18 protein-coding genes and 1 tRNA gene are annotated in these 16,972 nt (G+C 47.8%); 15 read left to right on the forward strand and 4 right to left on the reverse strand.

Going from position 1 to position 16,972, the window contains the following annotated elements:
- Nucleotides 1-35 precede the first annotated feature (35 nt).
- The 3 genes from AS006_RS09170 to recJ all read right to left on the reverse strand — a co-directional run bounded on the left by AS006_RS09170 (nucleotide 36) and on the right by recJ (nucleotide 3,559).
- Nucleotides 36-111 (reverse strand) — tRNA-Arg (locus AS006_RS09170).
- The gene (locus tag AS006_RS09175) at nucleotides 102-725 is read right to left on the reverse strand and encodes a RuvX/YqgF family protein (protein WP_101514040.1); all 624 of its coding nucleotides are present in this window, start codon (nucleotides 723-725) and stop codon (nucleotides 102-104) included. The genes AS006_RS09170 and AS006_RS09175 overlap by 10 nt, the downstream gene beginning before the upstream one ends.
- Nucleotides 722-3,559: a single-stranded-DNA-specific exonuclease RecJ gene (gene recJ, locus AS006_RS09180; RefSeq protein WP_101514041.1), complete on the reverse strand. Its 2,838-nt coding sequence runs from the start codon at nucleotides 3,557-3,559 to the stop codon at nucleotides 722-724. The genes AS006_RS09175 and recJ overlap by 4 nt, the downstream gene beginning before the upstream one ends.
- A gap of 81 nt (nucleotides 3,560-3,640) precedes the next feature.
- Between recJ and AS006_RS09185 the strand changes: the two genes are divergently transcribed.
- The 3 genes from AS006_RS09185 to AS006_RS09195 are packed head-to-tail and all read left to right on the forward strand — an operon-like array spanning nucleotide 3,641 to nucleotide 7,723.
- Nucleotides 3,641-5,053: an HD domain-containing protein gene (locus AS006_RS09185; protein ID WP_101514042.1), complete on the forward strand. Its 1,413-nt coding sequence runs from the start codon at nucleotides 3,641-3,643 to the stop codon at nucleotides 5,051-5,053.
- Nucleotides 5,047-6,867, forward strand: a complete 1,821-nt coding sequence (locus AS006_RS09190; RefSeq protein WP_199167562.1) for a nucleoside-diphosphate sugar epimerase/dehydratase — start codon at nucleotides 5,047-5,049, stop codon at nucleotides 6,865-6,867. Before AS006_RS09185 ends, AS006_RS09190 begins: the two co-directional genes overlap by 7 nt.
- Nucleotides 6,848-7,723 carry a glycosyltransferase family 4 protein gene (locus AS006_RS09195; RefSeq protein ID WP_101514043.1) on the forward strand — a complete coding sequence of 292 codons (876 nt, stop codon included), beginning with the start codon at nucleotides 6,848-6,850 and terminating at the stop codon, nucleotides 7,721-7,723. Before AS006_RS09190 ends, AS006_RS09195 begins: the two co-directional genes overlap by 20 nt.
- Here the strand turns inward: AS006_RS09195 and AS006_RS09200 are convergent.
- Nucleotides 7,619-8,509 carry a DUF1385 domain-containing protein gene (locus AS006_RS09200; protein WP_101514097.1) on the reverse strand — a complete coding sequence of 297 codons (891 nt, stop codon included), beginning with the start codon at nucleotides 8,507-8,509 and terminating at the stop codon, nucleotides 7,619-7,621. The genes AS006_RS09195 and AS006_RS09200 overlap by 105 nt on opposite strands.
- An 88-nt stretch (nucleotides 8,510-8,597) precedes the next feature.
- Between AS006_RS09200 and amrA the strand changes: the two genes are divergently transcribed.
- The 12 genes from amrA to AS006_RS09260 are packed head-to-tail and all read left to right on the forward strand — an operon-like array spanning nucleotide 8,598 to nucleotide 16,967.
- Nucleotides 8,598-9,122, forward strand: coding sequence for an AmmeMemoRadiSam system protein A (gene amrA / locus AS006_RS09205; RefSeq protein WP_101514044.1), 525 nt, complete (start codon nucleotides 8,598-8,600; stop codon nucleotides 9,120-9,122).
- 12 nt (nucleotides 9,123-9,134) lie between these two features.
- The gene (amrS, locus tag AS006_RS09210) at nucleotides 9,135-10,130 is read left to right on the forward strand and encodes an AmmeMemoRadiSam system radical SAM enzyme (RefSeq protein WP_101514045.1); all 996 of its coding nucleotides are present in this window, start codon (nucleotides 9,135-9,137) and stop codon (nucleotides 10,128-10,130) included.
- Nucleotides 10,097-11,146 (forward strand): FAD:protein FMN transferase, encoded by a 1,050-nt coding sequence (locus AS006_RS09215; protein WP_199167564.1) that lies wholly within the window; start codon nucleotides 10,097-10,099, stop codon nucleotides 11,144-11,146. The genes amrS and AS006_RS09215 overlap by 34 nt, the downstream gene beginning before the upstream one ends.
- Nucleotides 11,147-11,150: 4 nt before the next feature.
- Nucleotides 11,151-11,501: a NusG domain II-containing protein gene (locus tag AS006_RS09220; RefSeq protein WP_101514047.1), complete on the forward strand. Its 351-nt coding sequence runs from the start codon at nucleotides 11,151-11,153 to the stop codon at nucleotides 11,499-11,501.
- Nucleotides 11,495-12,037 (forward strand): Gx transporter family protein, encoded by a 543-nt coding sequence (locus tag AS006_RS09225; RefSeq protein ID WP_233185715.1) that lies wholly within the window; start codon nucleotides 11,495-11,497, stop codon nucleotides 12,035-12,037. The genes AS006_RS09220 and AS006_RS09225 overlap by 7 nt, the downstream gene beginning before the upstream one ends.
- Complete coding sequence (locus tag AS006_RS09230) at nucleotides 11,967-12,566, forward strand: Maf family nucleotide pyrophosphatase (RefSeq protein WP_101514048.1); 600 nt, start codon at nucleotides 11,967-11,969, stop codon at nucleotides 12,564-12,566. The genes AS006_RS09225 and AS006_RS09230 overlap by 71 nt, the downstream gene beginning before the upstream one ends.
- Nucleotides 12,529-13,176, forward strand: coding sequence for a DNA repair protein RadC (gene radC, locus AS006_RS09235; protein WP_101514049.1), 648 nt, complete (start codon nucleotides 12,529-12,531; stop codon nucleotides 13,174-13,176). The genes AS006_RS09230 and radC overlap by 38 nt, the downstream gene beginning before the upstream one ends.
- Nucleotides 13,173-13,721, forward strand: coding sequence for an HD domain-containing protein (locus tag AS006_RS09240; RefSeq protein ID WP_101514050.1), 549 nt, complete (start codon nucleotides 13,173-13,175; stop codon nucleotides 13,719-13,721). The genes radC and AS006_RS09240 overlap by 4 nt, the downstream gene beginning before the upstream one ends.
- A 10-nt stretch (nucleotides 13,722-13,731) precedes the next feature.
- Nucleotides 13,732-14,478, forward strand: coding sequence for a deoxyribose-phosphate aldolase (gene deoC / locus AS006_RS09245; RefSeq protein WP_101514051.1), 747 nt, complete (start codon nucleotides 13,732-13,734; stop codon nucleotides 14,476-14,478).
- On the forward strand, nucleotides 14,468-15,076 hold the full coding sequence (locus tag AS006_RS09250) for a cyclodeaminase/cyclohydrolase family protein (RefSeq protein WP_101514052.1): 609 nt from the start codon (nucleotides 14,468-14,470) through the stop codon (nucleotides 15,074-15,076). Before deoC ends, AS006_RS09250 begins: the two co-directional genes overlap by 11 nt.
- Nucleotides 15,061-16,170, forward strand: a complete 1,110-nt coding sequence (gene tgt / locus AS006_RS09255) for a tRNA guanosine(34) transglycosylase Tgt (RefSeq protein WP_101514053.1) — start codon at nucleotides 15,061-15,063, stop codon at nucleotides 16,168-16,170. Before AS006_RS09250 ends, tgt begins: the two co-directional genes overlap by 16 nt.
- Nucleotides 16,167-16,967: a hypothetical protein gene (locus AS006_RS09260; protein WP_101514054.1), complete on the forward strand. Its 801-nt coding sequence runs from the start codon at nucleotides 16,167-16,169 to the stop codon at nucleotides 16,965-16,967. Before tgt ends, AS006_RS09260 begins: the two co-directional genes overlap by 4 nt.
- Nucleotides 16,968-16,972 lie beyond the last annotated feature (5 nt).

A 16,972-nucleotide genomic window follows, 5' to 3' on the forward strand; every position in this document is an offset into this window, starting at 1 on the left:
TTCTTTCTTCAGGTGGGATGTTCCTAAAAAAAATCTGGTGTGCCTGGCGGGACTCGAACCCGCAACCTCTGGATCCGGAGTCCAGCGCTCTATCCGTTGAGCTACAGGCACACCAGTTTTCCTTTTTCCGATAAATATTTTTTCAGCTCTTCACACTCTTTTCCTGAGACGATCAGATCGTACTTTTTCTCGGGAACGTTTCTTTCAACGAAGTATCCTTTCTTGTAGAAAAAATAGGCAAGAACAGGGTCCTTCGTTACCACATCGGTTTCTTTCGAATCCAATTTCAAAGAAGGGTCAGGAAACTCGTACAGAAGAACCTTTTTGTCTGAAACGCTCTCCAGTGAAAGATTGACTTTCTTTCTTCTGTCTTCGACCTTCGTACATCCTGCTGGATTTTCAACAAAAGACTGAAATATAAGAGCTGCACTCACCACATCGTCTCTTTTCGATAACCTGCTTGCAATTCTCGTTGTGAGTCTTTCATCACACAGATAGGTCTCGTACTTTTTCGAAAAAGACAGGGCAGTTTCGACTGTTTTGAACGTTTGCTGTGAGTATCGACCACTCATCGAAAGAGGCATTCCGAAAACTATTTTATCAGGATTCAGCCTCTCCACGAACTTTTTGAGTTCCTTAGTGGGTACGACCACGCTGTCTTGTGGGAGAATTTTTCCAAAGGCCACACCGCATTTTCTCTCGCCGTAATCTATCGCAACGATCACCTTATCACCCTGTCCCTGAAGAAGGAGTACAGATTTTTCAGGTCTTCTGTGAGGACGAAGGCTGTATCTTCGAAAACACTCTTTTCAAGATCGCCCTCAAGAACTCTCCATGGGGTTTTCCCGGAACGCAACTCCTCTATCAGGTCCACGTACAAATCCTTCAAGACATTTCCTTTTATTCCGTAGTCATTTTCGAGGATCTCTTCCAGTTCTGTCCTGTCTTTCGTTCTTTCAGTTGCACGGGCTATCTCTTCCAGTTTATCTGGACTGGGGAACAACCTTTCCAGTTCAGCCCGGCGCTTTTCCATGTCCTGAGATGAATAGCACAGATTGATGACGGTTCTTCTTCTCAGAAGGTCCACGATCTCGTAGATGCTGAATGGAAAATCGTAGAAAATGATATCAGCCTTGATATGGGTGGGCAGACCATCAGTGTTACTCGTGAAAATTGCCCTCCGGGCAGATCCGCTTTCTATCAATCCCACCACTTTCAATTTTTTCTCCAGATCCATGCCTGCGTAGTAAACGACCGCTTTCTTACCGAGTTTTTTGTAGATGTCTGGAATCAACCTTTTTTCGGAAACCACTATCGAAAAACCGCTGGAACCTGTGAGCGTTTCAAGGTCAAATCGTCCTCTCTGGTCTGAAAACAGAAACTCTTCAAGTTCATTTGTTTTGAGATCCACAACTTCGTATTCACCGTTTCTCAAAAAGTCTTCCAAGGCTGGATTTTTCATCGAGGAGACGAAGAGAAATTTTCCGGGGTGTCTTTCCAGAAGGTTCAGAAATTCCTGAACCTGACTGTTGCTGTTGTGGGATACAAAATCCTGAAATTCGTTCACGATGAACACATCAAAGTCGTTCAAAGGAAGATGTTTCAGAAAACCCACAAGAGTGAAAACAACGATGTCGTTTTCCAGCCCCCTGGTGAAAACAGAGTTCACATATCCTGATGCATTTGATGAACTGTATCTTGCCAGACAACCTGAGACGTTCTGTGCTGAAGCGTTCGTCAGGGAAATGATGCCGAGTCTTCCCCCGGTTTCTTCCTTCACCGAAAGCAGAAACTTCGTCTTGGAAGGGTACGGGATTCTGATCAGAATTTTTTCCTCTTTTGCTTTTCTCAGAAGAGAACTCACTTCTTTGCTCTTCACGCGAAAGACCGGTTTCACATCCAGAGAAACAAGGTAATAAGACAGGCTGTCTCCCATGGGTCTCAGGTTGACGACGACGCTACCCCTTGTTGGAGCAACAGGAAGGGCGGAAAACGAGTTCGACAGATTCTTGAAGTTGTACCCGATCACTTCCAGTTTCCTTTCTCCATCCTTCAGGTGGAGAAAGACGTTGCTGTTGTCTTCTCCGAAGAAGTGTATCTTCTCTATGAGCAGGTCGCTGAACAGGAGTACAGGCTCGGGGTTTCCCTGACCAAACGGCATGAGAAGCTGAATGTCCTCGATGAACCTTTCATCGATGTCGTTGAGGCTCACTTCGGCATCCACCAGCACTTTCTCGTCTTTCATCTCAAGGGCGATATTCTTTATGTACTCTTTGAAAGATTCCAGATGCTCTTTTCGGAGGGAGAATCCCGCAGCAGAGGAATGTCCTCCTATTTCATCGAATATCTCCAGAACGTCACCGGAGAAGGCGTTCATTATGTCGTAGCCGTTGTAACTTCTTATGGAGCCCTTGGCGTACCCGTCGTTGAGAGAGACAACCGCCACAGGCTTTTCGTATCTGTTGGCAAGTTTTGCTGCCACGATACCTATAACTCCCACATGCCAGTTTTCTCCGGCAACCACTATAATGGGATCTTTCCACAGATCGTTCGCCTCGATTTTCTCGACTGCCTCTTTGTATATCTGCCTTTCGATTCTCCGGCGTTCGTTGTTCAACTCCATCAATCTCTCCACAACGCTTTCGGCTCTGGTAGGATCTTTCATCGTCAGCAACATAAAAGCATCCGTTGCACTTCCCATACGGCCCGCTGCGTTGAGGCGGGGAGCTATTTTGTAGCTGATATCGTGTGAGGTGAGCCTTTTCAGTCCAAGTTTCTCCAGGAGTTTTTTCAATCCCAGACGTTCTGTTTTCATGAGGAGTTCTATACCCTTTTTCACGAAATACCTGTTCTCATCTAGAAGGGACACCATATCGGCGACTGTTCCGAGGGCTACCAGTTCCAGGTACTTTTCGACATCGGGATATTTCAACACCTGGGCGAGAGCCTGTACAAGTTTGTAGGTTACCCCAACACCCGCAAGGTCCCTGAAGGGATAGTCTTCTTCTGGCACCTTTGGGTTCACAACGGCATCGGCGGGTGGAATGTCTCCATTCACTTCATGGTGATCGGTCACGATCACTTTCATACCGAGTCTTTTTGCCAGATCTATGGACTCAACGGCCGTGATTCCACAATCGACCGTCACAAGACAGGAGACTCCCATCTCCTTGAAGGAAAGAACGTTTTCCTTCTGAACGCCGTAGCCTTCTTCGATTCGATGGGGGATGTAGACGTCCACCTTCCAGCCGTTCTCTTCGAGAAACTCCTTCAGCACGACAGCCGATGTTATTCCGTCCACATCGTAATCACCATGGATCAGAACGAGTTGACCTTCAGAGCGAACTTGAAGGAGGGTTTCAACGGCTTTCCCCATGTCCTTGAAGAGGAAAGGGTCATGCTGGCAGGCTTCATCTGTGAACAGAAAAGATCTTGCAGCCTCTTCTGTGTCAATGCCACGGTTCACCAGAACCCTTGCGGCTATTTCACTGAGACCAAAATGCTGTGAAATTCTTTTCACAGCGTGTTCATCAGGGTGTGAAAGTTCCCACTTTTTCATCCTCCGTAGTCTCCTTTTCTTTTTTAATAATTTTACCACATCTTCGAGTGATACAATTTTAGTTGAAAGGTGGTGGTGAAGGTGTTCAAGAAAGTTTCAAGGGATCCTGTACATTCGGAGATATATCTGTATCCTCTGGAAATACTTGTAGCCGATACGAAGGTTGTTCAGAGGTTGAGATTCCTGTCTCAGCTTGCAGGGGCAACGATGGTGTACCCTGGAGCAACGCACACCAGGTTTGCCCACTCTCTTGGAACGATGCACATAGCGGGTATGTACGCCAGGAACCTGTTCGACGATCACAGTCGGATCAGGTTGATACGTCTCGCAGCACTTTTACACGATGTGGGACACGGTCCTTTCAGTCATCAATTCGATGATGTGGTCTTCAAAAGATACGGTTACGAAGATGGTCACGATGAATTCAGAGATAGACTGGTTCTTGAGAAACTTCCAGAGGAAATGAAGAGGGTCTTCAGCAGTTACAACTCGAGGTTGAAGCGTGCGGTGGAAGAAGATGTGATAAAGACCGTGGGGGATCTTCCCATCGAGGAAGCGTTCCAGGAGATTGCGAAAAGGGTTGTGGAGGTCTTCAGAGGAGAAGAGATGGGAAGCGTTGATTTCAACGTGATACAGGGGCCACTGGGGGCAGACAGACTCGATTTCCTTCTGAGAGACTCGTACCACAGCGGTGTTGGACATTTTGCACCGATGAACGTGGACAGGGTGCTCAGAAACTCTCTTGTCAGAGTGAAGGACGGAAAGGAAATCCTGTGCTATCATGTGAAAGTGGTGGACAACATCTACTCCATCCTCTTCAGCAGGTTCATGATGTACAAGAACGTCTATTTCCACAAGACATCGCGTGCGGCAGACCTCATGATTCAGGAAATGCTCTCGCACGCCTGTGAAATTCTCAACCTGGAAGAGCGACTGAAAAACCTGGATGAATTTCTTGAACTCACGGATTACTCCATTCTCAAAGAGCTGGAGATGAAGGGTGACGAGAGGGTCAAAAAACTCATAAACAGGTTCAAGAATCGTGACCTGTGGAAGATGGTGGTGGAGCGTCCGTTCTCCACTGAAGGTTTCGACCCGTCCGAACTGAGTCTTTCGGCGGCAAAGAATCTGATAGACAGAATCGTTGAGAACATCCGTGATGTTTTAGAAAATGGTGATGTGGCGGACGAAGACAGAAAGATCCTCGCTGACATCTGTGAGAGGAAAGACGATTACTTCAGAATCGACACTCCTTACAAGCTCACCATCTTTCATCCAGATGAATTCTTGCAGAACAACGTGTTCCTTTATGATCCAGGTTCTGATGAAGTGCTCACCGTGGACGAATACGTGAGAAAGTATCCTGCCTACAAGTTGATGGTGAGTAACATGATACAGATCGTCAGGATATATGTAACGGAAGATGTGCGAGAGATCCTGTACAGGTACAGAGTCGTGCCGGAGGATGGAAGAAGGGCGGTCACGAGATGGTGAACATGAGGAAACTGTCGCTGTTTCTTCTGGATACAGGTCTGACCCTCTTTTCCGGTGTGGTGGCGCTCTTTGCGAGGTTCGGATTCGACTTTCAAGAGATGATGCGATACGATGAGTCGATCTTCATATACACTATCATCTCGATGGTTGTTTATGTTCTAAATGGGAACTACTCCGTTGTGTGGGAGTATGCCAACGCAAGAGACTTTCTTCTGCTGATAAGGGGAAGTGTCATATCCTACATCTCCGCACTCGCTTTTTTCTACTTCTACCGCGATGTTGTTCTTCCTCGCTCCGTTGGTTTTGCCACCTTCCTTGGTTCCATGATTCTCATCGTTCTTAGCAGAATCACCTGGCAGTGGTTGACGTTGAATCGAAAAGGAAGCCCCACGGAGAAGAGGATCATGATCATCGGGGCTGGTGACGCGGGCGTCTCCATCCTAGAGGAGTTCGAAAAGCATCCTCACCTCGGAAAAGTGGTTGCCTTCATGGATGACTCACCACGGAAGATAGGAAGAAGAATCAGGGGAATTCCCGTTTTTGGTCCCATCGACAGAACGATGGAGTACGTCGAAAGGATGGGTGTGGATGAAATCATCGTGGCCATCCCGTCTGCCACAAAACAGCAGATGGAGCGCATCCTTGAAAGTATAGATCTGAAAAAGGTCAGGGTGAAAACCCTTCCGAGTATCAGAGAGTTGATGGAGGGCCAAGTGAGACTTTCTCACCTGAAGGACATATCGATAGAAGATCTTCTTGGAAGAGAAGAGGTGAAGATCGATGTGCATGGAATAGAGAATCTTCTGAAGGGAAAGAGAATCCTCGTGACGGGAGCCGGGGGAAGTATAGGATCTGAACTCTGCAAGCAGATAGCGAAGATGAATCCTGAAGAACTCATCCTCCTAGGACACGGTGAGAACAGCATCTACCTGATAGATGAATTCCTCAGCGAGAATTTCCCGAATTTGAAGAAGAAAAGGGTGATAGCAGACGTTGCCTGTGAGAATCTTATGGAACTCTGGATGTCAAGTCTGAGGCCGGATATCGTCTTTCATGTTGCTGCCCACAAGCACGTGCCGTTGATGGAGGAGAACCCGCTGGAGGCCTTCCGGGTGAACACCCTCGGAACGATCAACCTGGTGGAACTCTCCAGAAAGATGAAGGTGGAACACTTCGTTTTCATCTCCACCGACAAAGCGGTGAATCCTACCTCCGTGATGGGGCTCACAAAAAGGATCTCAGAGCTTTACATTATGACACAGGATACAGACGATACGAAATTTTCCATCGTGAGATTCGGAAACGTCCTGGGAAGCCGGGGCAGTGTGGTGGAAAAATTCAAACGGCAGATAGAAAAGGGTGGACCGGTGACCGTGACAGACCCACGAATGAGGAGGTACTTCATGTCCATACCGGAGGCGGTATCCCTCATCCTTCAGTCTCTTTTGTACTCGTCCGGCAAAGACCTCTTCATCCTCGATATGGGAGAGCAAATACCCATCGTGAAACTCGCAGAAACAATGATCATGCTCTCGGGATTTGTGCCTCACCAGGACATAAAGATCGTCTACACCGGTGTCAGACCAGGAGAAAAGATGTACGAAGAACTCACCTATCCTTATGAAAGGAAAGAATTCACACCTCATCCGAAGATATTCAGAGTGAAGCCCGATTCTCTACCCTCCAGGGAAACAATCCTTGAAGCGATTCTTTCCATGAAAAGTGCTCTTGAAAGAAAAGACGTGAATGCCCTCCTTTCTGAGATGATGAGACTCGTTCCGGAGGCAAAGTTGAATGACGGAGTTTTTGACTAGTTTTCTTTTGACCTGCGTGCTTGCTTATTTTGGAAAAAAGACCGGTTTTCTCGATCACCCTTCTTCCAGAAAAACCCACAGAAAGGCGGTTCCTCCGGTTGGAGGGATTGCTCTCTTTTTGACGCTTCTGATGTTCGAAAGGGACAATCCAATCTTTCTCTACTCAACGCCCATGTTCGTCCTTGGGCTTTTTGATGACCTGTTCGATCTGTCGTACAGGCTGAAACTCATAGTCACGGGTCTTGTTTCGCTGTGGTTTGTGGTTTCGGCTTCAACCGACACTTTCATCTTTGGGCTGGAAGTTCACCCCGTTTTTCTTCTTGTCTGGCTTGCCGGTATGATGAACGCCTTCAACGTGATAGATGGACTGGACGGATTGCTGGGCGGGATTTCCATTGTTTCTTCTTTTTTGATAGGTGAGAAGAGCCTGGCTTTCTCTCTTCTTGGTTTTCTTCCCATGAACCTTCCACCAGCGAGGGTCTTTCTTGGGAACAACGGTGCTTTCTTTGTCGGTGCTTTTCTTTCCATGTCGACTGTGAGGTTCTTTCATGGAGACGTGGGATTTGCTACCCTCTTTCTTGGCCTTCCCTTCTACGAAATAGTCTTCAGTTTTTTGAGAAGGGTGGTTTCCGGAAGGAATCCTTTTTCCGCTGATGAACTTCACATTCACCATGTATTCAGCAGAAAACTGGGAAAATGGCGTGCGCTCATCTTGCTGGTGGCGTTTTCTTTTCTTTTCAACCTTCTGGGTTTAACCGAGAAGTTCCACGTCCTCTTCCTTTTTCTGCTCCTCTGTGGCGTTCTTTTCCTCTCCTACAGCATGTTTCAGAGCAGCGATTGCAACCTCGATCTGTGAGTCGTCCGGTCTTGCCGTGGTCAGGTATTGAAGGAGATACCCCGGAAGATAGAGGATCTTCACCCATCCCTTTCCGTTGAAAAACGCAACGACTTTCAAAAGTTCGTAGGAGATTCCAGCGACAACGGGAAGCAGAATCAACCTCGAAAGTATCCTCGTCCAGGTGGAAAGATTCACCACACTCCCGAAGACGCTGAGAAGAACGATGGCCACGATCAGAAATATCATGAGAAAGTTGGTCCCGCACCTTGGATGTATGGTGGAATACTTCCTCACGTTTTCCACGCGCAGGTCTTCACCACGTTCGAACGCATGGATCGTCATGTGTTCGGCACCGTGGAACTGAAATACCTGTTTCACGTCCCGAAACAGGGAGATGATCCACACGTAGAGGAGAAAGAGTCCAAGCCTGATGAAACCCTCCACGATCGAGTAAAGAAATTCTCCCCTTTTCTCCACAAGGAAGTTGGTCAGAAAGATCGGAACGACGATGAAAAGCCCAACAGCAAGTCCAATCGCAAGAAGCAGTGAAAGAACTTTTTCGCTGTTTTTCATCTGTTCACCGGAGGAGAGCTCCGAGGAGAGGTTGAGGGCTTTTATTCCGAAGTAAAGAGATACGAACAGCGAATAAAAACCCCTTATGAAGGGAACCTTTGCCCATTTTGGAAAGTTCACCTTTCCCAGATCTCTGACGACGATCTCTCCGTTTGATTTTCTGACGGCCAGAGACACCTTTTTTGCTATCATCAAGACACCCTCGATGACCGCCTGACCTCCAACTTTCACCCTATCCACTCCTTCTGTGGTCTTCATCTTCAATGATACACCAGAATTTTTGTTGCTCCATAGTATAATTGTTTTGGTGGTGGGAATCATGATAGGTGAACATCCCTACGTAAAGTGGGCAATAAAGGTGATAGAGAATTATGTGAAATATGGAAAGATCTTAGAACCCGATGAATCTGTTCCAAAAGAGCTTTTCGAAAGAAGGGCTGGTGCTTTTGTCACCCTTCACAAAGTGGATGGATCTTTGAGGGGCTGTATTGGGACGTACCTTCCCACCAAGCCGAATCTTGCCCTCGAAATAAGAGACAACGCCATTGCAGCAGCCACGCAGGATCCCCGTTTTCCACCGGTCACCTCCGACGAGCTGGACGAAATTGTGGTTCATGTGGACATCTTGAGTCCTCCCGAGCCCGTCAGAGAGATTTCGGATCTGGACCCGAAGAAATACGGTGTGATCGTTGTTAAGGACTGGAGGAGGGGGTTGCTCCTTCCAGACATAGAGGGTGTCGACACCGTGGAGGAGCAACTTCGAATTGCAAAGTTGAAGGCTGGTATCCCGGAATGGGACGACGATGTGGAGATATACAGGTTCACCGTTGAGCGCTACAAGTGAGGAGGTTGGGACATGGAGCGGATGGCCATACACTTTGAACCCCTTGAGGGAAAAAAGGTAAAATGTCTTCTGTGCCCACACGAGTGCGTTCTCAGTGAGGGACAGACGGGTTTGTGCGGTGCGAGGAAAAACAAAGATGGTTTCCTTGTGAGTCTGAACTACGGAGAAGTGACTGCCATTGCCATGGACCCAATAGAGAAGAAACCTCTCTTTCATTTCAATCCCGGTGAACAGATCTTCTCTGTCGGGACGTTCGGATGCAATTTCAAGTGTGGGTTCTGTCAGAACTGGGAAATCTCTCAGGCAAAACCTGAGACCAAGAGGGTGACTCCCGAACAACTTGTGAAGATAGCCCTGATGAATCGAGAGTCAAAAGGTATTGCCTTCACGTACAACGAGCCGCTCATCTGGTTCGAATTCGTACTGGATACCTCCCGGGTGGCTGTGAAAGAGGGAATGTACTGTGTACTTGTGACGAACGGTTTTGTGAACGAAGAGCCACTGGAACTTCTGTTCCAGTCTGTCCACGCTATGAACATAGATCTGAAGGGATTCAACAAAGAGTTTTACAGAGAAATAGGCGGCGATCTTGACGTGGTTCTCAGAAACATTGAGAAGGTGTACAACGCAGGAATTCATGTGGAATTGACGACCCTCATAATCCCCGGGAAAAACGATGACAGAGAAGATCTGAAGAGAGAATTCGAGTGGATCGCCAGTTTGGACAAAGACATTCCCCTTCACATAAGTCGCTACTTTCCAAACTACAAGTACACCATTTCTCCTACACCCCTCGAAGAGCTCGTGGAGATATACGAGATGGCGAAGGAATATCTCAACTTCGTTTACCTCGGTAATGTGTGGGACGAAAGGTACGAAAGTACCTTCTGCCCGGACTGCGGCAGTCTTGTGATCAGAAGACAGGGATACGAAGTGGAGAAGGTGGGACTGGACGAGGAAGGGAAGTGCAAAAAATGTGGCCGTCAGATAGCAACGATCATCGGGTAACCAGAAGAAATGTTGTGATTTTTGCCATTCTCCTTTTTGGAACCCTCGGAACTTTTCTTTCCTTCCTTCTTCTTCGTGGAAACGAGCAGTATTATGAACTCAGGGGATTCGCACTCGGAACGAGTGTGCGCATCGTGGTCTCTTCCAAAAAGATAGACCCAAAAACCATCGCCGAAGCCATCTTAGAAGATATGAAGAGAATCACGTACAAATTCTCCACAACCGACGAAAGAAGCGTGGTGAAAAAGATCAACGATCACGCTGGAGAGTGGGTGGAAGTTGACGAGGAAACTTACAGTTTGATAAAGGCAGCCTATGCGTTCGCTGAACTCACAGAAGGAGCGTTCGATCCCACGGTGGGAAAGCTTCTGGAGGTGTGGGGATTCACTGGAAACTATGAAAACCTCAGGGTTCCCTCGGATGACGAGATAAAAAAAGCTCTGAGCTTTGTTGGGTATCGTAATGTTCTCTTCGATGACAAGAATATGCAGGTGATGGTGAAGAACGGCTCAAAGATAGACCTTGGCGGAATAGCGAAGGGTTATGCACTGGATCGCGCAAGACAGATAGCCCTCTCTTTCGACGAGAATGCGACGGGATTCGTTGAGGCGGGAGGAGACATCAGAATCATTGGGCCAAAGTTCGGGAAATATCCCTGGGTCATAGGTGTGAAGGATCCAAGGGGTGATGACGTTATAGACTACATATACCTGAAATCGGGTGCGGCGGCGACCTCCGGTGATTACGAAAGATACTTCATAGAGGATGGCATCAGGTACCATCACATCATAGATCCATCTACGGGATATCCGGCACGGGGTATCTGGAGTGTAACGATCGTTGCGGAGGATGCTACAACGGCGGATGCCCTCTCCACGGCTGGGTTTGTGATGGCCGGGAGGGACTGGAGAAAGGTGGTCCTGGATTTTCCACGGATGGGAGCGCATCCTCTGATAGTTCTGGAGGGCGGAAAGATCGAAAAGTCCGAGACTTTCAAATTGTTCGAGAGAGAGTGAAAGAATGAGGAAGTTCTTTGAAAAAAGAGATCTTCTCATCTTTCTGATCGTACTGTTTTCTATCGGGTTTTCTTTCGTTGTTCCAAGGGGAAATGGAGAGAAAGTTATTGTCGAGGGGAAGGATTTCAGGAAGGTTCTGGAAAAGCCGGGACTCTACGACATCACAGAAAACGGGAGATTCCTCATGAGGGTGGAGTTCGATGGGAAGAAGGCCAGGGTGATTGAATCCACGTGTCCTTTGAAGATCTGTGTGAAAACAGGCTGGGTTGGTCCCGGTGGAACCATAGTGTGTGTGCCGAACGAGGTGATAATATACTTCGAAGGAAAAACGGATTACGATACAAAAACGTGGTGAGAAGAACTGCGTTTCTTTCCATTCTTACTGCCCTTTCTTCCGTTATGTACACGGTGGAGAACTTTCTACCGTTTCCAGTACCCTTTGGAAGGTGGGGATTTTCGAACTCCGTTGTTCTTCTGGTGGCATCGGAAGTGGGGTTTCTGGACGCCCTGATCGTTTCTTCGGCCAAGAGTATCATGGGTTCGCTCTTCGGTGGACAGTTTCTTTCTCCCTCCTTTTTGACGGGTCTTTCCGGAGCGGTCTCTGCTGCCGTCGTTGAATCGTTGCTTGCAAGATTTGGATTTGGCTTTCTTGGTTTGAGTCTTGCTGGATCGTTTGCAAGCAACCTTGCACAGCTGATGGTGATATCGCTTCTGTTGAAAAGTACAAAGACCTTTTTGCTGTTCAACGTCATGGTGGGGCTTGGTATGATCTCTGCCAGTGTCAACGCTTTCATCGCCAGCAAAATGGGAGGGATCGTGTTTGAGAATTATTCTGGCTTCTTCTTCACCAAGGAGAAAGGAGTTGATGAAACTTTTGGGAATAGAGTTTGAGATCAAACCACCTGAGATCGATGAAAACGTTTCTGGAGAGCCAGCTGAGGTGGTAAAGGAACTTTCCCTGAAAAAGGCAGCACACGTTTTCCAGAGGGAAGGATCTGAAAACGTTCTGGTCATAGGTTCTGACACGGTGGTCGTTCTGGATGGGAAGATACTGGGAAAACCCAAAACAGAAGAGGAAGCAAAAGAGTTCCTCAAGAGGTTGTCTGGAAGATGGCACACGGTGTACACCGGGGTTGCCTTTGTCTCCAATTCTGAAAAAGACGTCTTTGTCTCCTCAACGAGGGTGAAATTCAGAGATATCCCGGATGAAGTGATAGATTATTACGTTGAAAACTACCATCCTTTTGACAAAGCAGGAGGGTACGGCATTCAGGATTTTGCCGCTGTCTTCGTCGAAAAGATGGAGGGAGATTTTTTCACGGTCATGGGCTTTCCGGTGGGACTCGTGTGGCAGTACCTTTACGAGAAAGGCTGGTGGAAGGTTGCTTCCAAGAGAGAGGTTGATAAAGGCAGGACCTGATGCTCTTTCGAACGAAGAACTCCTCGCCGTTCTTTTGAGAACAGGAAAGAAAGGAAAACACGTTCTTGAACTTTCAAAGGAGCTCTTCAGAAGGTTCGATAACTCACTGGTTAAATTGATGAATGCGAGTGTGGAAGAAATTGCGGCCATCGAAGGGGTGGGAATCGTAAAGGCGGTCACGTTGAAAGCCGCTCTTGAACTTGGAAAGAGACTCCACAGAGAACTGGAACGGGTTCCGGAAAAACTAGACTCTGCGGGCAAGGTTTACAGGTACTGTCAGGACATGATCTATCTCGAAAAAGAGGTTGTGAAAGTGGTGTGCCTGGACAGAAGACTGAACGTTCTATCCGAATCTGTCATCACGGTGGGAACCTCCGACAGAAGTCTGGTCCATCCAAGGGATGTCTTCAGAGTGGCGATCAGATCGAACGCTTCTGGTGTTATCGTGGTTCACAACCATCCCAGCGGTGATCCCACGCCCAGCAAAGAAGACAGAGCGATCACAAAGAATTTGAAAAGAGTCGGCGAGATCCTCGGGATAGAACTTGTCGATCATGTGATAATCTCAAAGAGGGGATACTACAGCTTCAGGGAGGAGGGAGAGATTTGATAAGCAGAGAAAACGCTCTTGCTCTGTTGAAAAAACACGTCAGAACGAAAAATCTGATAAAACACTGTCTGGCGACGGAAGCGGTGATGAGAGCCCTCGCAAGGGAATTCAACGAAGACAAGGAAAAATGGGGAATAGCGGGCCTGCTTCACGACCTGGATTACGACTACACCAAAGACAATCCGGACGAACATGGACTGAAAACCCTGGAGATTTTGAAGGAAGAGGACGTTCCTGAAGACGTTCTCAACGCGATCCTTGCACACTGTGGAAAGAAAGACCCCGAAACTCTTATGGAAAAAGCGCTCTACGCGGTGGATCCAGTGACGGGTTTTATCGTGGCGGCAGCCCTCATCAGACCAGAGAAAAAACTGGAAGTGCTCGATGTCGACTTTTTGATGAGAAGATTCAAAGAGAAAGCATTTGCGAGGGGAGCTAGCAGAGAACAGATCAGATCCTGCGAATCGTTCGGACTGTCGCTGGAGAGGTTTCTGGGGATATCCCTTGAGGCGATGAAGTCCATTGCCTCTGATCTTGGTCTGTGAGGTGGTCTCGATGCTGGAGTACGAAATCGAAAAGGAAATAGTGAGGTACAGAGAGTCCTACGAGTTCAAACCGTTCAGAGAGAGTGTTTCCCTCGAGGATGTGAGAAGAGCGATAGAGCACACAAATCTGAAGCCCTTTGCCACACCAGATGACATAATAAAGCTCTGCCAGGAGGCAAAGGATAACAGGCTCTACGGTGTGTGCGTAAACCCCTGTTATATTCCGATTGCAAAGAGAGAGCTTTCAGAGACCGATGTTAGGGTTGTCACCGTTGTTGGATTTCCTCTGGGTGCGAACGAAAGCAGAACGAAAGCTCAGGAAACTGTCTTTGCCATCGAAAGCGGAGCTGACGAAATCGACATGGTTCTGAACATCGGTATGTTGAAAGCCAAAGAGTGGGAGTTTGTCTACGAAGATATCAGAAGCGTTGTGGAGGCTGCGCGCGGGAAAACGGTCAAGGTGATACTGGAGACGTGTTATCTCGATCTGGAAGAAAAGATAGCAGCATGCGTCATTTCCAAACTTGCAGGTGCTCACTACGTGAAGACCTCGACCGGATTTGGTCCAAAAGGTGCGACTGTAGAAGACGTCCACCTTTTGAAATGGATCGTTGGAAAAGAGATGAAAGTGAAGGCGGCAGGTGGCATCAGAACCTTCGAAGACGCCGCCAAGATGATGATGTACGGTGCGGACAAGATAGGCACGAGTTCTGGGCACAGAATTGTGATGGAGGGGGAGGAAAAGCATGGAGGTTGAAAATCTTTCACTGAAAGAGTTCTGTGAAAAGGTTGCGGAGAGAAAACCCACCCCCGGTGGGGGAGCTGTCGGTTCAGTTGTCGGTGCTCTGGCCTGTGCCCTCGCCGAGATGGTAGCAAACTTCACGAGGAAGAAAAAGGGATACGAGGACGTTGAACCGGAGATGGAAAGAATCGTTGAGGCAATGGAGGAAGCAAGAGAAAAGCTCTTTTCCCTCGCAGAAAAGGACATGAAAGCCTTCGAAAAAGTGATGAAGGCCTACAAGGGATCTAGAGAAGAGCTTCAGACTGCGCTCAAGGAAGCTGCATCTGTTCCCTTGGATGTCATAAGGGTCATGAGAGATCTGGGGCACGATCTTGAAAAGCTTGCAGAATTTGGAAACAAAAATCTAGCTTCTGACACGCTGAACGCCATGGACCTCTGTCGTGCGGTGTTTCTGGTTGAAAAAGTGAACGTTCTGGTCAATCTGAAGAATATAGAGGATGAGAAATTCAAAAACGAGATGCTGGAAGAACTCGAAGGGCAGGAAAAGCAAATAGAGGGAAGTTACAGAAGAGTGAGAGAGTATCTGGAGGGAGTCGTGTGGAATTCGAAGTGAAAAAGACCTCTGGAAGGGCAAGAGTCGGTGTTCTGAAACTACCACACGGTGTTGTGAAGACACCCGTTTTCATGCCGGTTGGAACGAACGCGAACGTAAAACTCCTCACTCCACGCGACCTGGAAGAAGCAGGAGCAGAGATCGTGCTGTCGAACACGTTCCATCTCATGCTCAAACCGGGAGTCGAGATCATAAGACTCCACGGTGGACTTCACAAATTCATGGGATGGAAAAAGCCCATACTCACCGACAGTGGAGGGTTTCAGGTCTTCAGTCTCCCAAAACTCAAGATAGACGATGAGGGTGTGACCTTCAAGTCGCCGATAGATGGATCGAAGGTCTTCCTCAGCCCGGAGATTTCGATGGAGGTTCAGAGCGCTCTCGGTTCTGACATCTGCATGGCCTTTGATCACTGCCCCCCGCCCGATGCGGACTACGAGGTGGTGAAGGAGGCAACTGAACGCACTTACAGATGGGCCCTGAGATCCAAAGAGGCGTTCAAAACGGAAAATCAGGTGCTCTTTGGCATCGTTCAGGGGGGTGTGTATCCCGATTTGAGGAAGGAAAGCGCTCTTCAGATAACGTCGATAGGATTCGATGGGTACGCAATAGGAGGGCTCAGCATAGGAGAGGAAAGAAGTCTCACGCTCGAGATGACAGAAATCAGCGTGGAGTATCTGCCGGAGGACAGGCCCCGGTACTTCATGGGAGGAGGATCTCCCGAACTCATCCTGGAACTCGTCGATCGTGGTGTTGATATGTTCGACAGTGTCTTTCCAACAAGGATCGCCCGTCACGGAACCGCCCTCACCTGGAAAGGAAGGTTGAATCTGAAGGCATCCTACAACAAGAGATCTCTCGATCCTGTGGACGAGCAGTGCGGGTGTTATACTTGTAAAAACTTCACCCGTTCTTACATACACCATCTGATAGATCGTGGTGAAGTTCTGGGACAGATCCTGCTCACTCTTCACAATGTGAGCTTCATGATTTCCTTTATGCGTGAAATGAGACGCTCCATAGAGGAAGGAACTTTCAGGGAGTTCAAAAGCAAAATGATCGATGTTTATTCATCAGGGGGTGTTAACGTATGAAGAAGGTACTCCTTTTCTTTTTGATAGCGTCAGGTGTACTTTTAGCCTCTCAGCTAGAGATTTTCTCTTCTTCAGGTGAATGGGCTTTTTTTGAAAATCCCGCGAGGGTGTACTTTCTCAGCAAACAGGGACTCATAGGGTCCTACGATGTTCTGTCTAGCGATGGAGGATCTCTGGGTACGTTTTTGATCGGTCTGTTTCAACCACCCGAGGCGAATATAGCAGGAGTTCTGTTCCTGAAAAGGAGTACATTGAAGAGCGCCGAGTACACCACTTCGATTGAGTACGATGTGGCGATTTCTCCAGAGGAAAACGTGATGATCGGAGCCGGTGCTTCTCTTGCAATGGATCAGGATGGAAGAAAGAAGCTTGATCTTCACGGCGGCGTTTTCGGATATCTTCTGAAGGACGTCGGATACTCTGTGAGTGTGAGAGATTTCACGCTTTGGAGCCAGGAAGGAACCTACATGGGAGGAGTTTACACATTGAAGCTCTTCTATGACTCGTCCAGAAAGAACAGATTTTCCTACTGTCTTCAGTTCGATCAGGAGGTGCTGGAAAACAGAATAGATTTCGTGATAGGAAAAGAACAGAAGGCTGGCCTTGGTATCTCCATGGTGACCAACACTGACACAGGGCAGAACGCTTTCAAGATATCTCTTGGATTCTATGCAAGCGTGAACAACGTTTCAATAGGATTCGACACGTTCGTTCTCAGTTCTTCTGTCAGTTCGAATTCCTTCTCCGAATACCATTACACGAGAGGAACTGGTATTAGATTCGCCGTGAGGTGGTGAAAATG

The sequence above is a fragment of the Thermotoga sp. SG1 genome (assembly GCF_002865985.1).
Taxonomy (GTDB): Bacteria; Thermotogota; Thermotogae; order Thermotogales; family Thermotogaceae; genus Thermotoga.